We start from the raw sequence: 26,364 nt of genomic DNA, 5'->3' as shown, positions 1-26,364 counted from the left end.
AAGATAGATTGATGTTTGACGTACTCGCCTTCCTGTTTGAACAATTCCGCGATCCGGACGCTTTCGGCGACCGCGGCGTGCTGATGCGCCAATTGGAGGCCGCCGGTTTCGAGGACGAGGAGATCAACGACGCGCTGGATTGGCTGGACGGCATCAGCGGCCTGGACGACAGCGTCTACGTCGGCGCCAACGAAGCCAGCGGCATGCGTGTTTACGCCGAAGACGAACTGGAGCACCTACCCGCCGACGTGCGCGGCCTGCTTCAGTTTCTGGAGGACCACGGCGCCTTGACGCCCGCGCAGCGCGAAATGGTCATCGACCGCCTGATGGAACTGCACAGCGACGACATCAACGTCGGCAGCGCCAAGCTGGTGGCCTTGATGGTGTTGTGGGCGCAACAAGCGGAACTGCCCATTCTGCTGGGCGAGGCGTTGTTGGATGCCGTGCATGGCGAACCCACCATGCAATGACTTGTCAGCCTCATGGAGCGGGCTTAACATGCCGCCCTTGGACGCCGCTGCCGGCGTCCAATCCAAGAGCGCTCTTGCGCTCTTGTTTTATTTGACGAATATATTTTCTGTCGGCGCGAAATTTTAGGATGAAGCCCTCATCCCCTTGTCGACGGGAACGCAGCAGCCCACGCACGGGCCAGGCGCCCTTCTGCCGCTCCGCAGAAGCGCCCGGTCTGGACGGACCGGCCGGCACGCCGGCGATTGCACATACGAAAAGATAATATGCCCACCAGTCTCTTGATCGTCGAATCGCCCTCCAAGGCGAAAACGCTAAAGAAATATTTAGGCTCGGACTTTGAAGTCCTGGCCTCCTACGGCCATGTCCGCGATCTGGTGCCCAAGAATGGCGCAGTGGACCCTGAAAAAGGGTTCGCCATGAAATACCAGCTGATCGCGCGCAACAGCAAGCACGTCGACGCCATCGTCAAAGCGGTGGGCGACGCCCAGCACATCTACCTGGCAACTGACCCGGACCGCGAAGGCGAGGCCATTTCCTGGCATCTGGTGCAGATCCTCAACGGCAAGAAGCTGCTGAAAAACAAGACCGCTCAGCGCGTGGTGTTCCACGAAATCACCAAGAACGCGGTGCTGGAAGCGATCCAGAACCCGCGCGAGATCGCGCAAAACCTGGTGGACGCGCAGCAGACCCGCCGCGCGCTTGACTATCTGGTGGGCTTCAACCTGTCGCCGCTGCTGTGGAAGAAAATCCGCCGCGGCCTGTCCGCCGGCCGGGTGCAGAGCCCGGCTTTGCGGCTGATCTGCGAGCGCGAGAACGAGATCCGCGCCTTCGTCGAGCAGGAATACTGGTCGGTGCATCTGGACAGCCACAAGGGCCGCACCAAGTTCGGCGCCAAGCTGACCACGATGGCCGGCAAGAAGCTGGAACAGTTCGACATCCCCAATGAAGCCGAACAGGCCAGCATCCTGACGAGGCTGGAAGGCCACCCGGCGGTGGTCAGCAGCATCGAGAAGAAAAAGAAATCGCGCAGCCCGGCCGCGCCGTTCACCACCTCCACGCTGCAACAGGAAGCCGTGCGCAAGCTGGGGATGACCACCGACCGCACCATGCGCACCGCGCAACAGCTGTACGAGGGCATTGATATCGGCCAGGGCACCGTCGGCCTGATCACCTATATGCGTACCGACTCGGTGGCGCTGGCGAACGAGGCGGTGGAGGAAATCCGCGGCTATATCGGCCTTAAATTCGACGGAGATTATCTGCCGAAGAACCCTGTGGCCTACAAGAACAAGTCCAAGAACGCCCAGGAGGCGCACGAGGCGATCCGCCCCACGTCCATTCTGCGCACCCCTGACATGGTCAAGCCCTTCCTGACCTCGGACCAGTTCAAGCTCTACGACATGGTCTGGAAGCGGACGCTGGCCTGCCAGATGGCCCCGGCCAAGTTCGACACCACCAGCATCGACATCGCCGTCGGCGAAGGCGTGTTCCGCGCCACCGGCCAGGTGCAGACCTTCGCCGGCTTCCTCGCCGTGTATGAAGAAGACGTCGACGACGCCGAGGACGAGGACAACGCCAAGCTGCCGCTGCTGGAAGAGGGCGAGACCCTGCCGGTGGACAAGCTCTACGGCACCCAGCACTTCACCCAGCCGCCGCCGCGTTACTCGGAAGCCTCGCTGGTGAAGGCTTTGGAAGAATTCGGCATCGGCCGTCCGTCCACCTACGCCAGCATCATCTCGACGCTGAAAGACCGCGAATACGTGGTGCTGGACAAGAAGCGCTTCCAGCCCACCGATACCGGCGACATCGTCAATAAATTCCTGACCGAACACTTCGCGCAATACGTGGACTACAACTTCACCGCCAAGCTGGAAAACCAGCTGGATGAAGTGGCCAATGGCCAACGCGAGTGGGTCCCGGTGATGGACAGCTTCTGGAAAAACTTCTCCAAGCAGATCGCCGAGAAGGAAAGCATTTCCCGCGCCGAAGTCACTACCGAGAGCCTGGACGAAGCCTGTCCAAAATGCAGCAAGCCGCTGTCCATCAAGTTCGGCAAACGCGGCCGCTTCATCGCCTGCACCGGCTATCCGGACTGCGATTACACCCGCAATATGGGTGAAACCGCCGAGCAGGCTGCGGAGGAAGCGGAAGCGCCGACGGTGATCGAGGGCCGCAGCTGCCCGGAATGCGGCGGCGAACTGCACATCAAGAAGGGCCGCTACGGCAAGTTCATCGGCTGCGCCAACTATCCGAAGTGCAAGCACATCGAACCGCTGGAAAAGCCTCGCGAAACCGGCGTGGAGTGCCCGGAATGCAAGGCTGGCCAGCTGATCGAACGCAAGAGCCGCTACGGCAAGCTCTTCTACAGCTGCAATACCTATCCCAAGTGCAAATACGCCACCTGGAACCCGCCGGTGGCCGAGCCCTGCCCGAAATGCAATTGGCCCATCCTGACCATCAAGACCACCAAGCGCCGCGGCACTGAAAAAGTCTGCCCGCAGAAGGAATGCGGCTATAGCGAGGTGATCGCGCCGCCGGAAGGCAAGGAAGCCGAACCGGGCTAACACGGCCCGCGCTTGCGACAACAGCCCTGCACGGTTTTCCGTGCAGGGCTGTTGTTTATTGCGCGAGTCTAGTCTCCTGCGCCGACAAACGTGAAGTAGCCCACCGGCAACTGCAGGCTCTGCAAGGTCGGCACCGCCTCCAAGGCCCCCAACATCGCTGCCGCCCGCAGATAATGGGGACTCGAATGCGGCACGCACCAATGCATGCAAATCTGCACCGCAGCGCTGCTGGGCAATGGCTTGCCATCCGGCCCCTCCAACTGCACCTTGATATGACCGGCGTAGTGCGGCGGCAACTGAACCGCAATATTGAGCTCCTGGCTGCTTCTCAGCACTTTCACTCGTCGGGTGTCAAAAGAAGCCACAGGATCGTCGGAATACATCCGCAAGGTGGAGCCTTCCGGCACCCGGCGACACCTCATGCTGAAGCTGAACTGCTCAGGCGTGGAATCCTGGTTATGGAACGTCAGGGATTCCTCCCCCCCGCTCTTGGATACAGGTGTCACATTACGCCATGCCCCGGCGCCGTTATAAAGAATCCATTGCACGGAATTCCAGTTGCCCTCAGAAAATTGCAAGGGATTATTTTCAGTGAAAAAGGGGTAGCTGACGGTAGCAATCAGGCAAATATGCTGCGTAGACTTCAAATCCAGCATGAAGGCTTCAGAGGCGCCGCGCTCGCCCACAGTCAGAATCGCATTCCGACCATCCCGGTTCAACACCTTGCCATCCTTGTTTTTGCCGCTCACGGTCAAACACTGTATCCAAGACGACGGCGGCTGGTTGAAGCCGCCATTGGCGTAGTACATCCTCACCTTGGAGTCATTGATCTTGCCGAAGAATGACTTATTCTGGCACCGCGTGTAGATATAGTTCTTCCCAACCTTGGGCACTTTCCAGAATTCAGTATTCCAATTATCAATCAACTTGGCCGGCGGTAGCTCCACGTCCTGATTACAAATAATATCAGGGGAGTCGGTATAAGCCCCTATGGTTGGGATCACCCCGTTATCGCCAAAGTTCTTACGGCATAAAACACCTCGCCACTGTTGCATCGCCTTATTGGCGTACTGGGTGGACGAAGTCAGGGCAATAGACAAAGCCTGGGTCATATGCTGAGCAAGGATGGCCGGTTTCTCGCGGTCGGTTTCCCAGTAAGCATCACAGTAAACACCGCTGAAGACGTTTGCCATATCCTGAAATCCTAGGCTTGCCGGCAGCGCATCATAGATATGATCCATCGCCTGAACATCATTGACGCCATTCAAGCGATAGTTGATTGCCGCCTGCCACAGCCCGTCGATATCACCGATATTGGGGGGAGAAACTATTGCCTCGTTTACTTTATCGTTCATGAGTTAAACTCCTATTCACACGGATTTAAGAGAAAACACTCACCCGATAACAGGCATGGCACGCGGGCAAAGTAGATTCACCACGCCAGCCAGCCGCGGCATCCTTGACCTCGCTTTTGTATGGCATAAGCATATACCTTACGCCACATATCACCAGCAAGAATTGACTGCGCTTAGATCAAACTGACCGAACGATCAGGAAAGACATTAGGGAAACGCAGAAGCGCCAGGCACGCAGCAGACGCCACCAAACCGGGATTGACTCAGTGGATAGGGAGATCACTAGTCTGACGCGCAGCCTCGGCTTCGCGAATTTCCCTGCCCAGAAAGTAATTGAGCGCGGTGCGCAGCACCGCGATAGCACCCAGCTTGCCGATCTGGTCCCAACTGGGCGCCACCGCTGTAGACAGAATATCCGCCGCCAGTTGCAACTCCAGCGCCAGCGCCAGGAAGCGGGCGAAGCTAAGCCGCACCTGGTTGTAATCGTCATGGTTGGCGCTGAGGCAGCGGCGAACATAGCGAACGCCCAGGGCCAGGATGCCTACGCCTATCACCAGCGCGCCCAGCGCCTCCACGCCCAGCTTGAGCCAGAGCACGATGTTCAACACCCACTCCTCGACTCCGGACTCTACTGGCGACATCATCATGACGGCTTCCTCTTGTTTCAGGCAGCCGTCACCTTACCCGCTTCAGCCAAACAACACCAGACACCACACCGCGGTCAGATTGATCAGGCCCAGCAACTGGGCGGCGCTGCCCATGTCCTTGGCGCGCTTGGCTAGCGGGTGTCTCTCCAGCGAGGTATGGTCCACCGCCGCCTCGATCGCGGAATTCAGCAATTCGATGATCAGGGTCGCCAGCGAGCTGGCCACCAGCAAGGCACGCTCCAGCGGCTGAGCGTGGATGACGAAGGCCAGCGGGATCAGCACCGCCGCCAGCAACACCAGTTGGCGGAAGGCGTCCTCATGCCGGAATGCCGCCTTGAGGCCGTCCAGCGAATAGCCGAAAGCGTTGATCAGGCGGGTAATCCCGGTTTTGCCTTTGAATGGACTTTCTTTCATGGGGGAGTCCGTAAGATTGGCGCGGCGGCCGGCGCCTCAGCATGCCAGCCCAAGATGACGCCAATAAAAAACAAAACGGCCGGCAACGCGGCCGGCCGTGACGAAATGGAGAAACAGCGGCGTCAGTGCGGCTGGCAGCGCCGCTCCAGCGCGTCGATGTATAGACCGGCGACGTTGATCTCGGTCTGGTCCATGATTTCGCGGAAGCAGGTCGGGCTGGTAACGTTAACCTCGGTCAGATAATTGCCGATCACGTCCAGGCCCGCCAGCAGGATGCCGCGCTTCTTCAACTCCGGCCCCACCGTCTCGGCGATTTCGCGATCGCGCTCGGTCAGCGGCCGCGCCTCGCCGCGACCGCCTGCGGCCAGATTGCCGCGCGTCTCGCCCGCCGCCGGAATGCGCGCCAGGCACCAGTCCACCGCCACCCCGTCTATCACCAGAATGCGTTTGTCGCCGTCGCGGATTTCCGGAATGTAGCGCTGCGCCATCACCGTTCGCTTGCCGCGCAGAGTGATGGTTTCGATAATCACCGACAGGTTGGCGTCGTCCGGACGCACCCGGAAGATGCTGTCCCCGCCCATGCTGTCCAGCGGCTTCAGGATCACGTCCTGATGCTGATTGACGAAGGCGCGCAAGCGATGCGATTCGCCGGTGATCAGCGTGGGCGCGGTCAACTCCGGAAACTGCAAGATAGCCAGCTTCTCGTTGAAATCGCGCAGGGCCTGACCGCTGGTGAACACCTTGGCCCCCTGCGCCTCCGCCAGCGTGAACAGCTGCGAGGCGTACAGGTATTCCATGTCGAACGGCGGATCCTTGCGCATCACGGTTGCGCTGAAAGACTGCAAAGGCTGGCGATGCACCTCGCCCAGCTTGAACCAGGCCGGGTGCTCGCCCTCGTACTGGCCAGTCAGGCTTAGATCGCGCGCGTCCACCAACACGCGCCCGCCCTCCACCGACAGTTGATGAGCCTGAGCGAAGCTCAAGGCGTGGCCGCGCGCGGCGGCCTCCTGCATCATCGCAAAGGTGGTGTCCTTGTAAAGCTTGAAGTGATCCAGGGGATCGGCAATGAACAGGATGCGCATGTTTATTGGTCCTCGCTAGGCTTGGCGACGTCGCGCAACATGCGCTCCATGTCGCCGCGCGCTTTTTGCATCATCTCGTCGGCCTGGGCGGCAACGGAAAGAAAGGTTTCTTCGCTGGCCCCATTATAGGAACAGCCCAGATAGCGCAGCGGCTCGCCCTGCGGCGCGCCCAGCAGCGCCGCCAGAGGATTGGCCGGCATCTCGTAGGCGGACAACATCGGGCCGTCATTACCGACAAAGCGGTAATGCTGCTCCGCCGCCTTGATCGGCGCCCGCTTGAGCCGCAACCGCGACGCGGCCTCGGCCATCGTCCAGCCAGACGGCAGCGGCACCGACACGTACTCCTTGTGCAGCGCCAGCCGCGTCGTCTCCGCGCCGAACACCCGGATCGGCCGCTTCAGATCGTAGGCGTAAACCCCCAGGGTGCTGGCCCGCTCGTTCTTGCGTATCCAGTCCGGCCCCTTGTCGAACACCACGTCCAGCAAGGCCGGTTGCAGCGCCTGGTAGCGCTCGAAGGATGCGCACTGCACCAGTTCCTCCAGCGCCTGCGGCGTCAAGGCTTCGTCGGCGAGCGCGGGGGCCGTAGCCGCCAGCAGCGCCATGCTCAGCCAGGCTTTCATTCCTCGGCGTCCGGATCGGTGGCTTCCAGCTCCAGCGAGGCAGCCAGCAGCGCCAGCCGCGAAATCACGCCGTAGGAGTAGAAACGGTTGGGCGCGCAGTCCGGCGTGCCCTGCTTGTCCGGCAGGCAGGCGGTTTCGAACGACAGCGGCACGAAATGCATGCCGGGCGCGTTCAGGTTTTCGTCGATGCCGCGGCCGGTGTGCACACGGTAGAAGCCGCCGGTCACATAGCGGTCCATCATGTAGACCACCGGCTCAGCCACCGCGTCCTCCACCGTCTCGAAGGTGTACACACCCTCTTGCACGATGACCTCGGACACCTCCAGGCCCTCCTTGACCACCGACATCTTGTTGCGCGCCTTGCGGTTCAGGCCCAGCACTTCGTCCGGGCTCTTCACGCTCATCACGCCCATGCCGTAGGTACCGGCGTCGGCCTTGACGATGACGAAGGGATCGTTGTCTATGCCGTACTCGCGGTATTTGACGCGGATCTTGTCCAGCATCCGCGACACCTCGTCCGCCAATTGCTCTTCGCCGGTGCGGGCGTGGAAGTCCAGGCCGCTACAGCTGGCGAAATACGGGTTGATGGTCCAGGGGTCGATGGAGATCAAGCGGGCGAAGTCCTCGCACACCTTGTCGTAGGCGGCGAAGTGATTGCTCTTGCGGCGCACCGCCCAGCCGGCGTGCAGCGGCGGCAGCAGGTTCTGCTCCAGGCCCTTGAGCAGGTCGGGGATGCCGCCGGACAAGTCGTTGTTGAGCAAAACCACGCAGGGGTTGAAGCCGTCCGCCAGCACCAGGCGGTTGCCACGGCGTTCGGTGGGCTCCAGCCGCACGGTGTCCCCGTTGGCTGACTGCAGCTCGGTCGGTTCGGTGATTTCCGGGTTCAGCGAACCCAGGCGCACCTTGAGGCCGGCCTGTTCGAAAATATGCACCAGCGCGGCGATGTTCTGCAGATAGAAGGTGTTGCGGGTGTGGTTTTCCGGGATCAGCAGCACGCTGCGCGCTTCCGGACACACTTTTTCCACCGCGCTTTGCGCGGCGTGCACCGCCAGCGGCAGAAAATCGCGGTTCAAGTTATTGTGGCCGCCGGGAAACAGGTTCATGTCCACCGGCGCCAGCTTGAAACCGCTGTTGCGCAGGTCCACCGAGCCATAGAACGGCGCCGCGTGGTTATGCCATTGACTGCGGAACCAGTGTTCGATCTGAGGCTGGGCAGTCAGGATGCGGCTTTCCAGCTCGTAAAGCGGGCCGGTCAGTGCGGTTGCCAGATGCGGAACGGGCGGCATGGAATCCCCTTGGGTTTTCGAATTGAATTCGCTAATGGTGGGGGTGGCGCGGGATGAATTCAAGACTTGTTGTGTTGGGACCGTCAAAAAGCAAAGGACGCTTGCGCGTCCTTGTCGGTTTGGCCCACCGGCCGCCTCGTCACAATGGCCAGGGTTCGCCGTAAGCCTGCTGATACAAGTCCTTCAGCGACTCCCAGTCGAAGAAGTGATTCTGACAACCCGGAGTGGTGACCTTGATCGCGCCGATCACATTGGCCAGCCGGCCGGTAATCTTCCAGTCCAGGCCTCGGCTGATGCCGTAGAGCAGGCCGGCGCGGAAGGCGTCGCCGCAGCCCATCGGATCCACCGGCTTGATCGGCATCTGCACGCGCGGGATCAGGTGCACAGTGTCGCCGACGTAGATTTCAGCGCCCTTGGAGCCGCGGGTGACAATCAACGCGTCTACCTTCTTGCGCAGATCCTCCACCGACAATCCGGCGCGTTCGCGCATCAGTTCGCTCTCGTAATCGTTGATGGCCACATAGCTGGCCAGCTCTACAATCTCGTGGATCTCGTCGCGCGACAGCAGCGGCAGCTCCTGACCCGGATCGAAGATGAAGGGAATGCCGGCCGCGGCCAGCTCCTTGGAATGCTGCAGGAAGGCGCGATAGCCTCCAGGCGACAGAATCGCCAGCTCGATCGGGTCCGGGATATCCGATACGTGGTTTTCGATGGCAAAATCCATGGCGCCGGGATGGAAGGCCATCAACTGATTGCCATCCTTGTCGGCGATGCCGAAGCACTGCGAGGTATACTGCTTGCGGATCAAGCGAATGAAGCGGTCGTCCACGCCAGCGCGTTTCAGATGTTGGCGATACGGCTCGAAATCCTCACCCACCACGCCCATGACGATGGGGGTTTCGCCCAACAGACACAGGCTGTAAGCGATATTGCCGGCCATGCCGCCAAATTCGCGGCGCATGGTCGGGGCCAGGAAAGTCGTGGAAATTTTGTGCAGCTGATCCGGCAGGATCTGGCTATCAAAACGGCCATGAAACGAGAACAGGGTATCGTATGCGAGGGCCCCGCAGACGAGGATAGACATGCCCACTCCGCAAAAAGGTCAATCGACCATTTTAACATGAAACATTTGTTTGGTTCACATCGAGAACTTTGACCTTGTCGGATATCCAATACACTTCAAACACCTACCGGAAGCTCAACACAATGCTGAAACGACTGCTCGCCCCCGCGCTGATCGCGCTGCTGCCGCTATCCGCCATGGCCGCGCCCACGCTGGAACAAACCAACTTCACCAAGCTACAAGGCGGCAACGCCACCATCGCCTCCTATAAGGGCAAGGTCACGGTGCTGAACTTCTGGGCCACTTGGTGCGGGCCTTGCCGCGAAGAAATGCCGATGCTGAACCGCCTGCGCGCCAAACTGGCGCCCAAAGGCGTGGAAGTGGTGGGCGTGGCGCTGGACAACAAAGAAGAAGTCAGCGCCTTCGTCAACCAGTTGAAGATAGGCTACCCAATCCTGCTGGGCGACAGCGACACCCTGAACCTGATGCGCAGCCTGGGCAACGCCACCGGCGGCCTGCCCTACACCCTGATCCTGGACCGCAAGGGCAAGATCGCCGCCAAGCTCACCGGCTTGCTGGACGAGAAAAAACTGGAAGCGGCGATCAAAACCCAGTTGTAAATCAGCCGGCGGCGGCCTCTGGCGTCAACCGCCGCCAATCACGCCTCAACGGCCGGCTCTACGCCGGCTCACTTCCGCTGCCAGCTCCCCCGCTTCCGCCGTCAATTGCCGCTCCACGCGCCAATAGCGCCGGCAATCCGGCGTGCGTCCCAGCAAGCCCTGCTCCACCAGCTCGCGCCGCAACAGCACATGATCGCCAAAGACTTCGCCCGCGCGGATCAAGGCGTTTACCTCCGGCTCGGACCATTGTCCGCCCTGCGGCAAACCGGCCCACAACGCCCATAGGCAGAGACGCTGCTCGCTGAACTTCTTCGGCCAGCGCGTCAAGCGCCCCTCGGCGTCGTAATGACGCAACAGCCGCGTCGTCTCCGCGGACAAAGCTGCTGGCGGAGCCGGACGTTCGCATTCCGCGCGCCAGTGCTGGAAGTTCTGAAACCCGGCGGAACGCGCCAGCATATTGAGAATGTGCACATGGCTGGGCGGAGCGCTTTCCTGCGCCCATTGCTGCTTGAGCGAACGCGCCAGCGCGGAGATATCACTGCAATAAAAGGGATAAAGCGTACGAGACATGGTTCGAATCCTGTCGTCGTGCCAAGGTCGGAATGGACTGCCGCGGTCGCCTTTACGGCCTGGCACGGGTTCGAGCCAAGCGAGATGAGTCTAGCCAAGACAGGTTTAGCGTGGTGAGGGCACCGGCGACGCCTGGGTGAACTGTTGACCCGCGACGATGCTAACACCGCGCCGTCGGCTTGCAAAGCGCATGAACATGAAAAAAGCCGACGCCCTCGCGTCGGCTTTATACGCTCTTGCTACTGGATCACTCCAAACGGCCGTGGCACTGCTTGTACTTCTTGCCGCTGCCGCAAGGGCAGGCGTCGTTGCGGCCAATGCGCAGGCCCTGCGCGGCCAGCGCGTCCGGAGACAGCGGATTCTCTTCGTCATCGCCCAGGGCAGAACCCGGCGCGGCGTGCTGCATTTCATACTCGCCCACCTGGTGCGGCTCCACCGCGTCCACGTCTTCCTGGCTGCGGATTTGCACCGTCATCAGCACATTGACCACGCTGCGCTTGATGCGCTCCAGCATGTCGGCGAACAGTTCGAAGGCTTCGCGCTTGTATTCCTGCTTCGGGTTCTTCTGCGCGTAACCGCGCAGATGAATGCCCTGGCGCAGATGATCCATCGCCGCCAAGTGTTCGCGCCAGTGATTGTCCAGCATCTGCAGCACCAGGCTACGCTCGAACTGGCGCATCACGCCGTCGCCGGCCAGTTCCACCTTGGCCTGATAGGTCTCGGCGGCTTGCTCGATGATGCGTTCGCGGATGCTTTCGATGTCCAGCGCCGGCTCGGCCTTCAGCCACTCGCTGACCTTGATCGGCAGCAGGAATTCGGCTTCCAGCGTTTTTTCCAGGCCGGTCAGGTCCCATTGCTCTTCCATGGATTCCGGCGGCAGGTGTTGGTCCACCAGGTCGGACAACACGCCTTCGCGCATATTGACCACCACGTCGGACACATCGCTTTCCACCAGGATTTCATTGCGCTGCTGGTAGATCACTTTGCGCTGGTCGTTGGCGACGTCGTCGTACTCCAGCAATTGCTTGCGGATGTCGAAGTTGCGGCCTTCCACCTTGCGCTGGGCGTTCTCGATGGAGCGGGACACCCAGGGGTGCTCGATCGCCTCGCCTTCCGGCATTTTCAGGCGGTCCATGATCGCGGCGACGCGGTCGGAAGCGAAGATACGCAGCAGCGGGTCTTCCAGGCACAGGTAGAAACGGGAAGAGCCCGGGTCGCCCTGACGGCCGGAACGGCCGCGCAGCTGATTGTCGATGCGGCGCGACTCATGGCGCTCGGTGCCCACGATGTGCAGGCCGCCGGCGGCCAACACCTGATCATGGACCACTTTCCAATCGGCGCGGATCTTGTCGATGCGCGCGCGCTTTTCCTCTGCGGACAGGCTGTCGTCGGACTCGATGCCCTTGATCTCCGGCTCCGGATTGCCGCCCAGCACGATGTCGGTGCCGCGGCCGGCCATATTGGTAGCCACGGTGATCACGCCGGGGCGGCCGGCCTGCACCACGATGTCGGCTTCGCGCGCGTGTTCCTTGGCGTTCAGCACATTGTGCGGCAGCTTGGCTTTTTGCAGCAGATCAGCGATCAGCTCGGAGTTTTCGATGCTGGTGGTGCCCACCAACACCGGCTGGCCGCGCTCGTGGCAGTCTTTGATGTCTGCCAGGATGGCGTCGTACTTTTCCTTGGCGGAACGGTAGACCTTGTCCTGCGCGTCCTTGCGTATCATCGGCCGGTTGGTCGGGATCACCACGGTTTCCAGGCCGTAAATGCTCTGGAATTCGTAAGCTTCGGTGTCGGCGGTACCGGTCATGCCGGCCAGCTTGCCGTACAAGCGGAAGTAGTTCTGGAAGGTGATCGAAGCCAGCGTCTGGTTTTCGCGGTTGATCTCCACGCCTTCCTTGGCTTCCACCGCCTGGTGCAGGCCTTCGGACCAGCGGCGGCCGGACATCAGGCGGCCGGTGAATTCGTCCACGATCACCACTTCGCCGTCCTGCACCACGTAGTGCTGGTCCTTGTGGAACAGCGAATGGGCGCGCAGGGCGGCCATCAGATGGTGCATCAGCGTGATGTTGGTGGCGGAATAGAGGCTGTCGCCTTCCTTCAGCAGGCCCAAGCGGGTCAGGATTTCTTCGCTGTGCTCGTGACCGGCTTCGGACATCATCACCGAGTTGGCCTTTTCGTCCACCCAGTAATCGCCCTCGCCCTCTTCGGTTTCCTGACGCTTCAGCATCGGCGGCACCGCGTTCATGCGCTGGTACATGTCGATATTGTCGTCTGCCGGGCCGGAGATGATCAGCGGGGTGCGCGCTTCGTCGATCAGGATGGAGTCCACCTCGTCGATCACCGCGTAGGCCAGCTTGCGCTGCACCTTCTCTTCCACGCTGAACACCATATTGTCGCGCAGATAGTCAAAGCCGAATTCGTTGTTGGTGCCGTAAGTGATGTCGCAAGCGTAGGCTTGCTGCTTCTCGTCGTGCGGCATCTGGGACAGGTTGACGCCGACGGAGAGGCCCAGGAAGTTGTACAACTTGGCCATGATGCCGGCGTCGCGGCTGGCCAGGTAGTCGTTGACGGTGACGACGTGCACGCCGTCGCCGGTCAGCGCGTTCAGGTAGGACGGCAGCGTGGCCACCAGAGTCTTGCCCTCGCCGGTGCGCATCTCGGCGATCTTGCCGTAGTGCAGCACCATGCCGCCGATCAGCTGCACGTCGAAGTGGCGCATGCCCAGCACGCGACGCGAGGCCTCGCGGCACACCGCAAAGGCTTCCGGCAACAAGTCGTCCACCGTCTCGCCTTTGGCCAGGCGCTGCTTGAACTCATCGGTTTTGGCCGCCAACGCCTCATCGGACAACGCTTTCAAGCCCTCTTCCAGAGCGTTGACGCGCACCACCGTCTGGTGGAATTGCTTCAGAAGCCGGTCATTGCGGCTGCCGAATACTTTTTTAAGCAAAGAAGAAATCATGTAATCGAATTCCAGAGACCAGCGGGCTGTTTAGGTAAGGTGTCCGCAAAAATGCTTGAAAGTGTAGCACATTAGCCGCCTTATTTTATGGGGGCGCGCTTGCGCTGTATCAAGGGGGCAAGCGCCTGCGCGCGGTCTTTATTTTCGTATCCGCCCCACCGCAGCGTGAAAACCGCCCGTCGCGGCGAGGCCTCGTCCGCAAGCGCTCGGCCATGGCGCCGCGCTTGCGGGCGGAACCCGCCCCAACTCAAACAAGTGTTGGTTTTAATCCACGTTTTCCGAGCGAATTCGAGCAAACACTCAATTAAATTGACACTGGCTGTCATGCCACTTTAATAATCCCCTCCAACAATAGCGCCTTTCCAACAAGGGCCGTCCACGGCCCGATTCAAGCACAAGCACGCATAGACAATAGAGGGGAGACATCGATGGACCGCAGACAGTTTCTGAAGTGGAGCGGCTTCTTGACCGCTTCCGTCGCCGCCGGCGGCTTGACCGCGTGCGGCGGCGGAGGCGCCGGCAGCCTGCCAGGCGGCGCCGGCTCGGCGCTAGGCATCAACGGCAGCGGCTTTGGCCAGGGCGTAGCCTCCGGCGACCCCAAACCGGACAGCATCGTTCTGTGGACCCGGGCAGACGGCGGCGACGGCCTCCAAAACGTCAAGGTCACATTGCAGTTGTCCGACCGCGCGGATTTCTCCGCCCTGCTGGTGAACGTGGCACTCAGCGCCCAGCCGGACTGGGACTACACAATCCGCCACAAAGTCACCGGCCTTAACAGCGCCGCCACCTACTACTATCGCTTCCTCACCGGCCAGGCGGTCAGCATGACCGGCCGCACCAAGACCGCGCCGGCCGCCGGCGCGCCGCTGTCGCAGCTCAAATTCGCCTTCATTTCCTGTCAGGACTGGAGCGTCAACCACTGGGGCGCTTTTGACGAGCTCGCTAATCAGGACCTGGACTTCATCGTCCATCTGGGCGACTACATCTACGAAACTGTCGGCGCCGGCTTCCAGAGCGGCGGCAACGAAACCCGCCATCCGGCGCTGAGCCTGCCCAACGGTACCCAGCGCGCCGACGGCGCCCGCTACGCCACCACGCTGGCGGACTACCGCTCGCTGTACAAGTCCTACCGCAACGACGCCCGCTTGCAGAAACTGCACGCCAGCTTCCCGATGATTGCGATCTGGGACGACCACGAGTTTTCCGACGACTGCTGGCAAGACCGCCAGGAGTACACCGCCACCGACGATAGTTCGCCGCAAACCGCGCGCCGCCGCAGCGCCAGCCAGGCCTGGTTCGAGAATATGCCGGCCGACGTGCAGTTGGACCTGAACAACCCCTCGTTCCAAAACATCCAGATCTACCGCAGCTTTACGTTCGGCGACCTCGCCACCTTGGTGATGACCGACGAGCGCTTGTACCGCAGCGACCACATCATTCCGGAAACCCAGGCCGGCAGCGAGATAGGCAGCCGCTACTTCGTGCAGAAAAACACCCTGGCCCAGGTGGAGGCCAGCAAGATGGCCTCCACTGGCGGCAATCTGCTCAATGTCTCCATCCTGGGTGAAACCCAGCGCGCCTGGTGGCAGAACCAGATGAAGTCCGCCTCCACCACGTGGAAGCTTTGGGGCAATGAGGTCTCGCTGCTGCGCATGGGTTTCGACGGCACCATCGCGGTGGCCTCGCTGCTGACCCAGGGCCTGGCGCCGCAACTGGCCGGCCTGGGCCTGACGCTGACCCAGCCGCAGATCGCCCAGTTGCAAGGCGCGCTCTATCTGGACCTGGCCGCCGCCAACACCAGCGGCTCCACACCCGTCGTCAGTTATACCAACACCCAGCCGCTGTTGAGCACCCTCAGCGGCGGCGCGATCTCCGCTGGCATGTTCAACACCGCCATCAAGCCCGGCCTGGACGCCAGCCTGCCCCCGTCGATGTTCTTCGACAAATTCATCCTCAACGCCGACCAGTGGGACGGCTACAATGCCGAGCGCAAAGCGCTGATGACCTATCTGAAAGCTCAAGGCATCGCCAATGTGGTGGCGCTCACCGGCGACATCCACGCCTTCTTCGCCGGCCCGGTAATGGATGACTACGACGCCGCCAGCCCCAGCCCGGTGATGGTGGATCTGGTCACCGCCGGCGTTTCCAGCAACTCGCTGTTCAGTTATTTCAAGAACGTGGTGGACACCGTGCCGGCCTTCTCCAAAGCCAAACCGCTGATCTACACCACGGTCAGCGGCCAGGTGGTCAACACCTTCACCAGCACCTTGCAAAACTTCAACAGCTGGCTCAAATACGTGGACAGCGACGCTCAGGGTTACGCGCTAGTGACGCTGACGCCGGCCAAACTCAGCTGCGCCTTCCACAAAGTGGGCACGCTGAGCGGCGGCTCGGCGCCCAACCCGGCCACAGCCAGCGTCAAAACCGTGGAGGTGGCGGTCGGCAGCCCCTCCGTCAACGTGTTGTAAGCATCGGCGCGTCCACCCGCACGGAACGCCCGGCGCGGGTGGCGAAACGCCACTCAGTTTCAAACCGTACAATCCGTCACAAAACCCCAACAAATCTGCGACGCCGGTAACATTCCCATCCACGCAACTCTGCTAGTATCCAGCGCCTACGCCACGCGCATTTCCCTGCCACCAATCCGCCCTCGCGACAGCCTCGCCAGCCGTGATGCTGACCTATGCTGTGAAGGCAGCCGGGCCGATCCCGGCCGCGCGTCGCGCCGCAATGCCAGATCGTCGGGCCGGCTTTCCGCCGCAACTCCGCCCGGACAAAACAGACAACAAACCGCCGGCATCGGCGGCGCTAAATCGGAGAGGCCAGATGACTACCGTTGTCCGCCATTTCATGCCCGCCACGGCCAAACGGTTGATTCCCAACCGCTGGGATCTGATCGCGTTTCCGCTCCTGCTCGGTTTCCTGCTGATGGCCACCACCGGCATCCGCGAAACCTGGGCGCCGCTGACCGCGCTGCAAACCGTGCCCATCACGCTGGACCCGGCCAACCTGCCGGAATACGCGCTGCGCACCACGCTGCGCATGCTGGCCGCCATGGCCGCCGCACTGGTCTTCACGCTGATCTACGGCACGCTGGCGGCCAAGAGCCGCCGAGCCGGCCTGCTGCTGGTGCCCATGCTGGACATCCTTCAATCAGTGCCGGTGCTGGGCTATATCTCCTTCACCGTCACCTTCTTCCTGGCGCTGTTTCCCGGCCGGGTGCTGGGCGCGGAGTTCGCCGCCATCTTCGCCATCTTCACCAGCCAGGCCTGGAACATGACCTTCAGCTTCTACCAATCGCTGCGCACCGTGCCGCGCGATCTGGAAGAAGTCTCGCTCAATCTGCGGCTCACGCCGTGGCAAAAGTTCTGGAAGCTGGAAGTGCCGTTCTCCATGCCCGGCATGATCTGGAACATGATGATGAGCATGTCCGGCGGCTGGTTCTTCGTGGTGGCTTCGGAAGCCATCACCGTCGGCGACAAGACCGTCACCCTGCCCGGCGTCGGCTCCTACCTGGCCATGGCCATACAGAACAAGAATCTGGCCGCCGTGGGCTGGGTGATTCTGACCATGACCGTGGTCATCGTCATCTACGACCAGTTCCTGTTCCGCCCGATGGTGGCTTGGGCCGATAAATTCCGCCTGGAAGACACCGCCAGCCAATCCGCGCCGGAGTCCTGGGTGCTCAAGCTGATCCAGCGCACCCGCGCCATCCAGCTGCTGCTCAAACCCTTTGGCAAGTTACTGCGCAAAACCGCCCGGCTACGCCTCAATTACCGCCTGCCGCAAGGTCTGCACTCGGAGGCGCAAACCTCGGTGTCTCGCGGCATAGACGTGGTCTGGTGGCTGCTGGTGGCGGTGCTGGGCCTGCTGACCAGCTGGAAACTGGTGACCTTCATCCACACCGAGGTGGGCGTCTCCGAAGTGCTGCGCGTGCTGGGCCTGGGTCTGATCACCCTGGTGCGGGTATCACTGCTGATCCTGCTCGCCTCCATCGTCTGGGTACCGCTGGGCGTGCACATCGGCCTGCGCCCGGCGCTGGCGGAAAAGATCCAGCCGCTGGCCCAGTTCCTGGCCGCCTTCCCGGCCAATTTGCTGTTCCCGGTGTTCGTGGTCTTCATCGTCCACTTCAAACTCAACCCGGATATCTGGCTGTCGCCGCTGATCGTGCTCGGCACCCAGTGGTACATCCTGTTTAATGTGGTGGCCGGCGCCAGCGCCTTCCCCAACGATTTTCGCGAAGCGGCGGCCAATTTCCGCATCCGCGGCTGGCAATGGTGGCGGCAAGTGATGCTGCCCGGCATCTTCCCCTACTACGTCACCGGCGCGATTACCGCATCGGGGGGGGCCTGGAACGCCAGCATCGTGTCCGAATACGTGTCCTGGGGCGACGACAAGCTGGCCGCCCACGGCCTGGGCGCCTACATCGCCCAGACCACCGCCGCCGGCGACTACCCGAAGATACTGCTCGGCATCACCGTGATGTCCATCTTCGTGGTTCTGTTCAACCGCCTGCTGTGGCGGCCGATGTACGCCGCCGCCGAAAACAAACTCCGTCTCAACTAAGGGGGCAACCATGAATCAAGACACCATCACCCCGGGGCGGGAGATTTTCCGGCTGGAAAACGTTTGCCGCGGCTTTAACAAGGGCAACGATGAAATCCAGGTGCTGGACGACGTCAACCTGACGCTGCGCGAAGGCGAGATCGTCGGCCTGCTGGGCCGTTCCGGCTCCGGCAAATCCACCTTGCTGCGCATCATCGCCGGCCTGATCAAACAAAGCAGCGGCAATGTCAGTTACCACGGCAAGCCCCTGACCGGCCCGGCCGAAGGCGTGGCCATGGTGTTCCAGACCTTCGCGCTATTCCCCTGGCTGACCGTGCTGCAAAACGTGGAAGCCGGGCTGGAGGCGCTGGGCGTGGAAGCCAAGGAACGCCGCCGCCGCGCGCTGGCCGCCATCGACCTGATCGGTCTGGACGGTTTCGAGAACGCCTACCCGCGCGAACTGTCCGGCGGCATGCGCCAACGCGTCGGCTTCGCCCGCGGCCTGGTGGTCAACCCCACCCTGCTCTTGATGGACGAACCCTTCTCCGCGCTGGACGTGCTCACCGCCGAAACGCTGCGCACCGACATGCTGGACCTGTGGAGCGAAGGCCAGCTGCCCATCCAGTCCGTGCTCATCGTCACCCACAATATCGAAGAAGCCGTATTCATGTGCGACCGCATCCTGGTGCTGTCGTCCAACCCCGGCCGCGTGGTGGCGGAAATCAAAGTGCCGTTCCCGCACCGCCGCAACCGGCTGGACCCGGCCTTCCGCAAAATGGTGGACGACATCTACGCGCTGATGACCGCGCGCCGCAGCGCCCACACCCTGCACAAGTTGCCGCTGGAAATCGGCAGCCAGTTAAGCGAGGTGTCCACCAACCTGATGGCCGGCTTGATTGAGGAAGTGGCTCAAGCGCCCTATCACGGCAAAGCGGATATGCCGGAAATCGCGGAGAAACTACGGCTGGAAGTGGACGAACTGTTCCCGGTGGCCGAAATCCTGGAACATCTGGGCTTCGCCGAACTGAAAGACGGCGACATCCTGCTCACCGCCGCCGGCAAACTGTTCGCCGACTACGGCACCCAGGAACGCAAAGTGCAGTTCGCCGAACACCTGCTGCGCCATGTGCCCATGGCCGCCCACATCCGCAAAGTGCTGCAAGAGCGTCCAGGCGAACGCGCACCGCGGCTGCGCTTCGCTCAGGAACTGGAGGACTCTCTGTCCGACGAAACCGCCGAGGAGACGCTGGACACCGTGATCAGCTGGGGACGCTACGCGGAAATCTTCTCCTACAACGACCACACCGAAACCTTCAGTCTGGAAGACGTGGAAGGCGGTCAATAAGCGCCGCTGGCGGCCTGGTCGACGGGACGAGGACGCCAGCTTATCTCCAAACACGGCCCGCCAGCGGCTACAATGACTTGTTTTCATTCCGCAGCCCGCCATGTCCGGACGCCAATTCACCGATATCGCCCGTCTCGACGGCACCCTGACCCGCCTCACCGCCGAAGCCCAGGCGCTGATGCGGCTGGACCGCGCCTTCCAGAAACTGCTGCCGCCGCAACTGGCCGGCACTTGCCGCGCCGTGCGCATCCGCGACGACGAACTAGTGATTTACACCGATACCGGCATCATCGCCGCTCGCCTGCGCATGCTGGCCCCCGGCCTGCTGCCGCAATTGGCGCAGCAAGGCTATGTGGCCGGCAAAGTACGGGTCAAAGTGGATATCCGCCTGGCGCGCAAACCCAAGGAAAAAACGCTGAAGATCAGCCAGAACGCATTGGACGGCATGGAAGAGGCGGCCGCCAGCGTCAGCAACCCGCTGGTCAGCGCCGCGCTGGCCAAGCTGATCGCCCACCACCGCAAATAAAAACCCGCGCCGGGTCGACACCACCTACTATCTTGCCGCCGCCGGGCAAACCGGCTTAAAGTCGCGGCATGAAAAAATACATCATCATGGCGCTCGCCGGCCTGGCCGCCGGCCTCTCCCAAGCCGCCCCGAGCGAGCAACCAACGCTGGCCGAGGCGGAAGCCGCCTTCAAGACCCAGGCCCTCGCCGAATTCAACAACAAGCCGGAATCCACCCACACCGTGCTGATGCGCTCGATGCTGGAATCCATGCTCAAGGACCTGCGCGTCACCTCGGTGAGCGACTGTCAGAACGATGAAGAAAACGCCACCCTGGACTGCGAAGTCAGCTACCAGGGCCGCAAACTTACCGGCAAGCCGGTGGAGCGCGAGCAGCGGATGCGCTTCAGCCGTCAGGACGGCCAATGGCGCATCGTGCCGCCGTCCAAGGACGCGGACGACGAAGAAGCCGGCGTCTCGCCCTCTCCGCAATAGACTCAGACAGGCTGCGCCTCGAAGCTGTCCGCCCGCGCCATCTGCCACATGCGGCCGTAGAACGCCGCCTTGATCTCCGGCTCCAGCAACTCGCCCGGCTGCAAAAAGACGTGCAGCTGCGAAAACAGCCTGATCTCGGTGTCGCTGACGCGGCGCACCAAATGGTGCGGCCGCAACTGCGACGGGTGCTCCAGCCCGGCCGAGGCCAGCATCTCCGCCAGCGCCTTCATGGTGTTGCGATGAAAATGGAACACCCGGTCCGCCTTATCCGGCACCACCAGCGCGCGCTGACGCAGCGCGTCCTGCGTCGCCACCCCGGTGGGGCAACGGTTGGTGTGACAGCTCTGGCTTTGGATGCAGCCGATGGCGAACATGAAGCCGCGCGCGGAATTGGCCCAGTCCGCGCCTATCGCCAGCACGCTGGCGATGTCGAAAGCGCTGACCAGCTTGCCGCTGGCGCCGATCTTGATCTTGTCGCGCAGATTCAAGCCCACCAGCACATTGTGGACAAACAGCAAACCTTCGCGCAGCGGCACGCCGATATGGTCGGTGAACTCCAGCGGCGCCGCCCCCGTGCCGCCTTCCTTGCCATCCACCACGATGAAGTCCGGCAGAATCCCCGTTTCCAGCATCGCCTTGGCAATGCCCATGAACTCCCACGGATGACCCAGACAAAACTTGAAGCCCACCGGCTTGCCGCCGGACAGCTCACGCAGCCGGGCGATGAAGCGCATCAGCTCGATCGGCGTTGAAAACGCGCTGTGGCGCGACGGCGACACGCAATCCTGCCCCAGCGGCACGCCGCGGGTGGCGGCGATTTCGGGCGTCACCTTGTGCTTGGGCAAAATGCCGCCGTGGCCGGGCTTCGCGCCCTGGCTCAGCTTGATCTCTACCATCTTCACCTGTGGATTGCGCGCCTGTTCGGCAAAGCGCTCCGCATCGAAACCGCCGGCCGCGTCTCGGCAGCCGAAATAGCCGCTGCCCAGCTCCCACACCAGCGCGCCGCCATGCTCCAAGTGGTAAGGGCTGATGCTGCCCTCGCCGGTGTCGTGGTAGAAATCGCCGCGCTGCGCGCCCTGATTCAAGGCGCGGATGGCGTTGGCGCTGAGCGCGCCAAAGCTCATCGCCGACACATTGAACAAAGAAGCCGAATACGGCTGGCTGCACTGCGGGCCGCCGATTTCCACGCGGAAACCGGCCGGATCGCTCAGCGGCGCCGGCCGCATCGAATGACTGATGAACTCGAAACCTGGCTGATACACATCGATCAAGGTGCCGAACGGCTTGTCCGCGCCCTCGTTTTTGGCCCGCGCGTACACCAAAGAACGCTGAGCGCGCGAGAACGGCAGTTGCTCGCGGTCGGACTCCAGCAGGTACTGGCGGATTTCCGGGCGAATGCTTTCCACCAGGTAACGGATATTGCCCAGAATCGGATAGTTGCGACGCACCGCATGGCGAGTTTGCAGCAAATCGAACACCCCCAGCAGCGTCAACGCGGCGGCGGCCAGCGTGAACGGCCACAACCACTCATAGTGAACGAAGGGCAAGCTGAACAGCGTGAACAACAGGCAACAGGAGAAAAAAGCGTAGCGGCTCAACAAGGACACACTCATGTGGACTCCAGACTGGGGTGGCGGGGAAGGCTCAGGGTAAGGTCGACAACCCGCCGGACACAAGGCGCGGCAGGCGCGAATTCACATTAATAAATACATTCACTATAAAGATAATCTATCACCTGACCTAAAGGCCGGCTCCGCAGGCACGGTAAATATCCAGAAGATAACATCTCTCGACATCCACACCGCCGCGGCCCTGCCGCCGGTTCTTTAATAAAACGATGGAACCCAAGACATGCCCTGCCTGCAACGCTTCCTCCCGGACACCGCTCCGGAAACCCTGATCGCCGCGCTAGAACAAGACGGCGGCATCGTGATAGAACATCTGTTGACCCCGGATGGCCTGGCGCAGTTCCGCTCCCAGCTGCAACCGCTGCTGGACCGCTCCTCCCCCTGCCAGGGCGACTTCTACGGCTACGCCACCCGCAGGATCAGCGGCCTGATAGAACGCGTGCCCGTCACCCGCGAACTCGCCATCCACCCCTTGATCCTGCAAGTGATGGACGCCTTCCTGCTGCGCGGCTGCCGCGAATACCAGCTCAACCTCACCCAGGCCATCAGCATCGGCCCCGGCGAACCGCGTCAATTCCTGCACAGCGACGACCTGATGTTTCCCGGCACCGCGCCCGGATCGGAAAAAATGATCAACTGCATGTACGCGTTGGACGACTTCACCGAACAGAACGGCGCCACCTGCGTAGTGCCCGGCAGCCACCGCTGGCCGGAACCGCGCGATCCCAAGCCGGAAGAAGTCATCAGCGCCGCCATGCCCGCCGGCTCGGTGCTGATCTATCTGGGCTCGCTGATCCACGGCGGCGGCGCCAACCAGAGCGCACAAGCGCGCACCGGCGTCGTCATCAGCTACAACCTGGGCTGGCTGCGCCAGGCGGAGAACCAATACCTCGCCGTCTCCCGGGAACTGGCCCGCACGCTGCCGCCGCGGTTGCAACGGCTGCTGGGTTACTTTGTCCACGCGCCCAACCTTGGCAGCATAGACGGCCGCGACCCGATAGAACTGCTGCGCGACCAGCCGCCGGCGGACGCGCTGTTCCGCGAATTCCTGCCGGAGGAAATTATCCAACCGCTGGCGGAAGCGCGCGCCGCCGCGTTGCGCATCGATTAATCTTAATCTCCGCACGCCGACATCCCGCCGCAATACCGCGGCGGGATGATGGACAATGGAACACGCCGGCCATCCGGCTGACGCGCGCCGCCACCGCACTCTCTAGACCAAGGATCACAGCATGAACGCCAGCGAAGATCAGGACAGCCCGCAGCAAGCCGAAACGGACGCCCCGCAAGACCCTTCCCGCCGCCGCCTGTTCGAAGGCCTGGCCGCCATCGGCGCTAGCTATGCGCTGCCCACGGCGGCGGCAACGCCGTCCGGCCATCCACGCCGCGGCCAGCTGGACGCCTTGCTCAAGGCCAATATCAAGAATGTGGTGGTGATCTACCAGGAAAACCGCAGCTTCAACAACCTCTACGGCAACTTCCCCGGCGTGGCCCAGCCGCTAAGCGCCGTCAAGCCGGAGCAGGCGTTGCAAAACGACCGCGACGGCCGCCCGCTGTCCGGCCTGCCCAAGATCTGGGGAGGCCTGGTGCCCACCGGCCAGACCGTGGCCGGCAAGCGCTACTTCATCGAAGAAAAAGACATCCACGGCCTACCCAACGCGCCGTTCCCGCTGAAAGATACCGAAGGCCAGCCCTTGCCGGAAGCGGTGATCACCCGCGACCTCTGCCATCTGTTCTATCACAACCAGATGCAGATCAACGACGGCCGCAACGACCAGTTCGTCGCCTGGGCCGATTCCGGCGCGCTGGTGATGGGCCACTACCCGGACACCGCGCGCACCCTCAATCAATGGCAGATCGCCCGCCGCTTCACCCTGTGCGACAACTTCTTCATGGCGGCTTTTGGCGGCTCCTACCTCAACCACCAATTTCTGATCGCCGCGCGCACTCCGGAATACTTCAACGCCGCCCAGACCCCGGCCAAGAAGAAAATCGCCGTGCTGGCCGACGGCCCTACCGGCCGCCGGCTGGCGCTGGACCCCAAATCCCCGGCCTCGGCGCTGGACGGTCCGCCCAAATTCGTCAACAACGGCGCCATCACCCCGGACGGCTACGCGGTCAACACCATGGCCCCGCCCTACCAGCCCAGCTTCGTGCGGCCGGCGGAGGGCGGCGACAAACGCTATGCCGACCCGCAAGACCCCAGCACCCTGCCGCCGCAAAGCTACCGCACCATAGGCGATCTTTTGTCCGAAAAACACATCGGCTGGGCCTGGTACGGCGGCAGTTGGCAAGCCGCGCTGGACGGCAAGGGCGGCGGCGACGCGCCCAACTTTCAATACCATCACCAGCCCTTCAATTACTTCCACCAGTTCGCGCCGGGCAGCGCCGCGCGCGAGCGCCATCTGCTGGACGGCGGCCTGGGCGATAGCCCGATTTCCAACCGCTTCATCGCTGACGCCGTGGCCGGCAAGCTGCCCGCGGTGGCGTTCTACAAGCCGCAGGGCAATCTGAACATGCATGCGGGCTATTCCGACGTGGAGTCCGGCGATCGTCATGTAGCCAATGTGTTGCAGCATTTGATGAGCGGACCGCAATGGAAGCATATGCTGGTGGTGATCACCCATGATGAGAACGGCGGCTGGTGGGATCATGTGGCGCCGCCTCAGGGGGACCGCTGGGGACCGGGTTCGCGGATTCCGGCGATCATCGTGTCGCCGTTCGCCAAGCGCGGGCATGTGGATCACACTTTTTACGATACAACGTCCATCATCCGTTTCATCAGCCGGCTGCATGATTTGCCGGAGCTAGAAGGGGTCAGCGCGCGCAATGCGGCGTTCCGCGCGCGCGGCGCGCAGCCGCCGGGGGATTTGACCGGGGCTTTGGTATTTGCGTGAGGGGGTTGTTGCATCCGCTTTGCGGATGATGTTTCAAGAAGAAACCACGTAGCCGACGCGCCCCCAGTCCCTTCAAGCCTGCCGACGGGTGGCAGGCCCGAGGTCTTAAGCGGCTGCCTGTTCGAGCAGCGCGACGGTAGCGCGCTGCGAGTTCAGCCGCGCCTCGGGCCTGACGGGCCCCGGCGGGAAGCCGTAGGCCAGGCTTGCAGGGCGGCCTTTGGGGTGAAGGGGAATTTGGCCGCGCAAATTCCCCTTCCTGCCCGCCGGGCAGCCCCGGCAATGAAAATCATCATCCGCGCAGCGGATTCAAAACCCTCTCACCTAACCAAACTCACCACGTCGCCTTGATCCACCCCTTTTCCTCGGCAACAATCCCAGCCTTGCTACGTCATTTGGCAGGCGCATGGAGGGAGAGTGTAATGCACTCACCGGTTTGGAGTTCACTCGGTACGCCAATCCCGCTACGCGCTTGCCTAATCCTCACCCGCACACCTTGCTGAACCAGCCACACCGCCTTGACCCCAAGCACTCCCTCAGGAACAATCCCCACGTTGCCGCCCACATGCGGCACACGGGATTGGCGTCTCGTTTCCGAAGTCGACAAGCCAACGCAGCATGCTGCGTTGGCTGCTTTATCCATGGCAAAGCCATTTTGGCAGGCGCATGGTGGGAGAGTGCTATGCACTCGCCGGCTAGACTTCGGACCGGTACGCCAATCCTGCCACGCGCCTGCCTAATACCTCAGCTTCCCCCGGCAGGTGGTTTATCTTGTGTCACAGCAGGAGAAACACCATGCATCACGCTCAAAACTTTCCCCGTCGTCGCCGCTACAAACTGCACTCGCTGGAACAGCAGGAAGCCCTGCTCCCCTTCGTCCGCCTCTGCCCCGGCCGCACCTATCGGCATTACTGGCAAATGCCCGCGCCCCGCAAGGATTACCCCGCCGACAGCGCCTACGGCCGCGAATGCGCGGCTCACCTGTTGCAATGGATGAAGGACAACCGCGAATACGTTGGCAAAGGCCTGCTCAGCCGCGTGGCGCGGGACATCGACTTTGACGACCGCGACGGACGCGGCCAGTGGATGGGCTTTTTCAACTATCTGGAAATCATGATGCTGTTGGGCGCGGACCGGGTCCGGGTTTACCGCCATGTAGATAGCCAACACCAGCTCTACCTGGTGCTGGGACAACGGCTCAAGCTGGAAGCGCGCTTCCGCCGCATCCGCCTGCGAAACCGCTAAGCGCCTTGCGGTGGGTGGAGCCGCAGGCGATACCCACCAACAAGCTAGACCAACCAT

The 26,364-nt window shown here is 62.1% G+C and carries 21 protein-coding genes; 11 read left to right on the top strand and 10 right to left on the bottom strand.

From position 1 onward, the window contains the following. The first annotated feature begins 11 nt into the window (after positions 1-11). On the top strand, positions 12-470 hold the full coding sequence (locus MOV80_RS10185; protein WP_019103374.1) for a DUF494 domain-containing protein: 459 nt from the start codon (positions 12-14) through the stop codon (positions 468-470). Between the two features lie 264 nt (positions 471-734). Then, positions 735-3,035, top strand: a complete 2,301-nt coding sequence (gene topA, locus MOV80_RS10180) for a type I DNA topoisomerase (RefSeq protein ID WP_043592348.1) — start codon at positions 735-737, stop codon at positions 3,033-3,035. A gap of 68 nt (positions 3,036-3,103) precedes the next feature. Here topA and MOV80_RS10175 read toward each other — a convergent pair whose 3' ends face one another. The 7 genes from MOV80_RS10175 to MOV80_RS10145 form a co-directional block, all read right to left on the bottom strand. Then, positions 3,104-4,390, bottom strand: coding sequence for a hypothetical protein (locus tag MOV80_RS10175; RefSeq protein ID WP_043592349.1), 1,287 nt, complete (start codon positions 4,388-4,390; stop codon positions 3,104-3,106). A gap of 263 nt (positions 4,391-4,653) precedes the next feature. After that, entirely contained in the window at positions 4,654-5,037 is a 384-nt protein-coding gene (locus MOV80_RS10170) for a DUF1622 domain-containing protein (protein WP_019102176.1), read from the bottom strand. A 42-nt stretch (positions 5,038-5,079) separates the two neighbouring features. Then, entirely contained in the window at positions 5,080-5,451 is a 372-nt protein-coding gene (locus MOV80_RS10165) for a diacylglycerol kinase (RefSeq protein WP_107732954.1), read from the bottom strand. Positions 5,452-5,573: 122 nt separating this feature from the next. Continuing rightward, positions 5,574-6,533, bottom strand: a complete 960-nt coding sequence (gene gshB, locus MOV80_RS10160; RefSeq protein WP_019103987.1) for a glutathione synthase — start codon at positions 6,531-6,533, stop codon at positions 5,574-5,576. A gap of 2 nt (positions 6,534-6,535) precedes the next feature. Continuing rightward, positions 6,536-7,153 carry a hypothetical protein gene (locus MOV80_RS10155; RefSeq protein WP_019103988.1) on the bottom strand — a complete coding sequence of 206 codons (618 nt, stop codon included), beginning with the start codon at positions 7,151-7,153 and terminating at the stop codon, positions 6,536-6,538. Continuing rightward, positions 7,150-8,439, bottom strand: a complete 1,290-nt coding sequence (gene gshA, locus MOV80_RS10150) for a glutamate--cysteine ligase (protein WP_249605088.1) — start codon at positions 8,437-8,439, stop codon at positions 7,150-7,152. Before gshA ends, MOV80_RS10155 begins: the two co-directional genes overlap by 4 nt. A gap of 139 nt (positions 8,440-8,578) precedes the next feature. Further along, positions 8,579-9,523 (bottom strand): carbohydrate kinase family protein, encoded by a 945-nt coding sequence (locus MOV80_RS10145; RefSeq protein ID WP_019103990.1) that lies wholly within the window; start codon positions 9,521-9,523, stop codon positions 8,579-8,581. Positions 9,524-9,645: 122 nt separating this feature from the next. Here MOV80_RS10145 and MOV80_RS10140 point away from each other — a divergent pair, with 122 nt between their 5' ends. Then, positions 9,646-10,122: a TlpA disulfide reductase family protein gene (locus MOV80_RS10140; RefSeq protein ID WP_039756458.1), complete on the top strand. Its 477-nt coding sequence runs from the start codon at positions 9,646-9,648 to the stop codon at positions 10,120-10,122. Between the two features lie 45 nt (positions 10,123-10,167). Here MOV80_RS10140 and MOV80_RS10135 read toward each other — a convergent pair whose 3' ends face one another. After that, entirely contained in the window at positions 10,168-10,692 is a 525-nt protein-coding gene (locus MOV80_RS10135; RefSeq protein WP_081546888.1) for a DUF2087 domain-containing protein, read from the bottom strand. 247 nt (positions 10,693-10,939) lie between these two features. After that, on the bottom strand, positions 10,940-13,651 hold the full coding sequence (gene secA, locus MOV80_RS10130) for a preprotein translocase subunit SecA (RefSeq protein WP_043592356.1): 2,712 nt from the start codon (positions 13,649-13,651) through the stop codon (positions 10,940-10,942). A 428-nt stretch (positions 13,652-14,079) separates the two neighbouring features. Between secA and MOV80_RS10125 the strand changes: the two genes are divergently transcribed. From MOV80_RS10125 to MOV80_RS10105, 5 genes are all read left to right on the top strand, one after another. Beyond that, entirely contained in the window at positions 14,080-16,119 is a 2,040-nt protein-coding gene (locus MOV80_RS10125; protein ID WP_081574342.1) for an alkaline phosphatase D family protein, read from the top strand. A gap of 358 nt (positions 16,120-16,477) precedes the next feature. Next, positions 16,478-18,217: an ABC transporter permease subunit gene (locus tag MOV80_RS10120; protein WP_019101718.1), complete on the top strand. Its 1,740-nt coding sequence runs from the start codon at positions 16,478-16,480 to the stop codon at positions 18,215-18,217. Between the two features lie 10 nt (positions 18,218-18,227). After that, positions 18,228-19,541 (top strand): nitrate/sulfonate/bicarbonate ABC transporter ATP-binding protein, encoded by a 1,314-nt coding sequence (locus MOV80_RS10115; RefSeq protein WP_118266393.1) that lies wholly within the window; start codon positions 18,228-18,230, stop codon positions 19,539-19,541. A 100-nt stretch (positions 19,542-19,641) separates the two neighbouring features. Next, positions 19,642-20,067, top strand: coding sequence for a DUF721 domain-containing protein (locus MOV80_RS10110; RefSeq protein ID WP_019101716.1), 426 nt, complete (start codon positions 19,642-19,644; stop codon positions 20,065-20,067). Positions 20,068-20,135: 68 nt separating this feature from the next. Next, a complete protein-coding gene (locus tag MOV80_RS10105; protein ID WP_118266391.1) occupies positions 20,136-20,540 on the top strand; it encodes a hypothetical protein in 405 nt (134 codons plus the stop codon). A gap of 2 nt (positions 20,541-20,542) precedes the next feature. Here the strand turns inward: MOV80_RS10105 and MOV80_RS10100 are convergent, their stop codons facing one another. Further along, a complete protein-coding gene (locus MOV80_RS10100; protein ID WP_043592359.1) occupies positions 20,543-22,153 on the bottom strand; it encodes an FMN-binding glutamate synthase family protein in 1,611 nt (536 codons plus the stop codon). Between the two features lie 238 nt (positions 22,154-22,391). Here MOV80_RS10100 and MOV80_RS10095 point away from each other — a divergent pair, with 238 nt between their 5' ends. The 3 genes from MOV80_RS10095 to MOV80_RS10085 all read left to right on the top strand — a co-directional run bounded on the left by MOV80_RS10095 (position 22,392) and on the right by MOV80_RS10085 (position 26,307). Then, positions 22,392-23,279: a phytanoyl-CoA dioxygenase family protein gene (locus tag MOV80_RS10095; protein ID WP_052052105.1), complete on the top strand. Its 888-nt coding sequence runs from the start codon at positions 22,392-22,394 to the stop codon at positions 23,277-23,279. Positions 23,280-23,400: 121 nt separating this feature from the next. Next, on the top strand, positions 23,401-25,065 hold the full coding sequence (locus MOV80_RS10090) for an acid phosphatase (RefSeq protein ID WP_249605087.1): 1,665 nt from the start codon (positions 23,401-23,403) through the stop codon (positions 25,063-25,065). A 792-nt stretch (positions 25,066-25,857) separates the two neighbouring features. Next, positions 25,858-26,307, top strand: coding sequence for a hypothetical protein (locus MOV80_RS10085; protein ID WP_118266386.1), 450 nt, complete (start codon positions 25,858-25,860; stop codon positions 26,305-26,307). Positions 26,308-26,364: the final 57 nt, after the last annotated feature.

Origin of the sequence: Chromobacterium sp. IRSSSOUMB001, from assembly GCF_023507765.1 — a bacterium.
Lineage (GTDB): Bacteria > Pseudomonadota > Gammaproteobacteria > Burkholderiales > Chromobacteriaceae > Chromobacterium > Chromobacterium haemolyticum.
The sequence above is the reverse complement of the archived record's forward strand: the minus strand, read 5'-3'. Positions and strand labels throughout refer to the sequence as shown.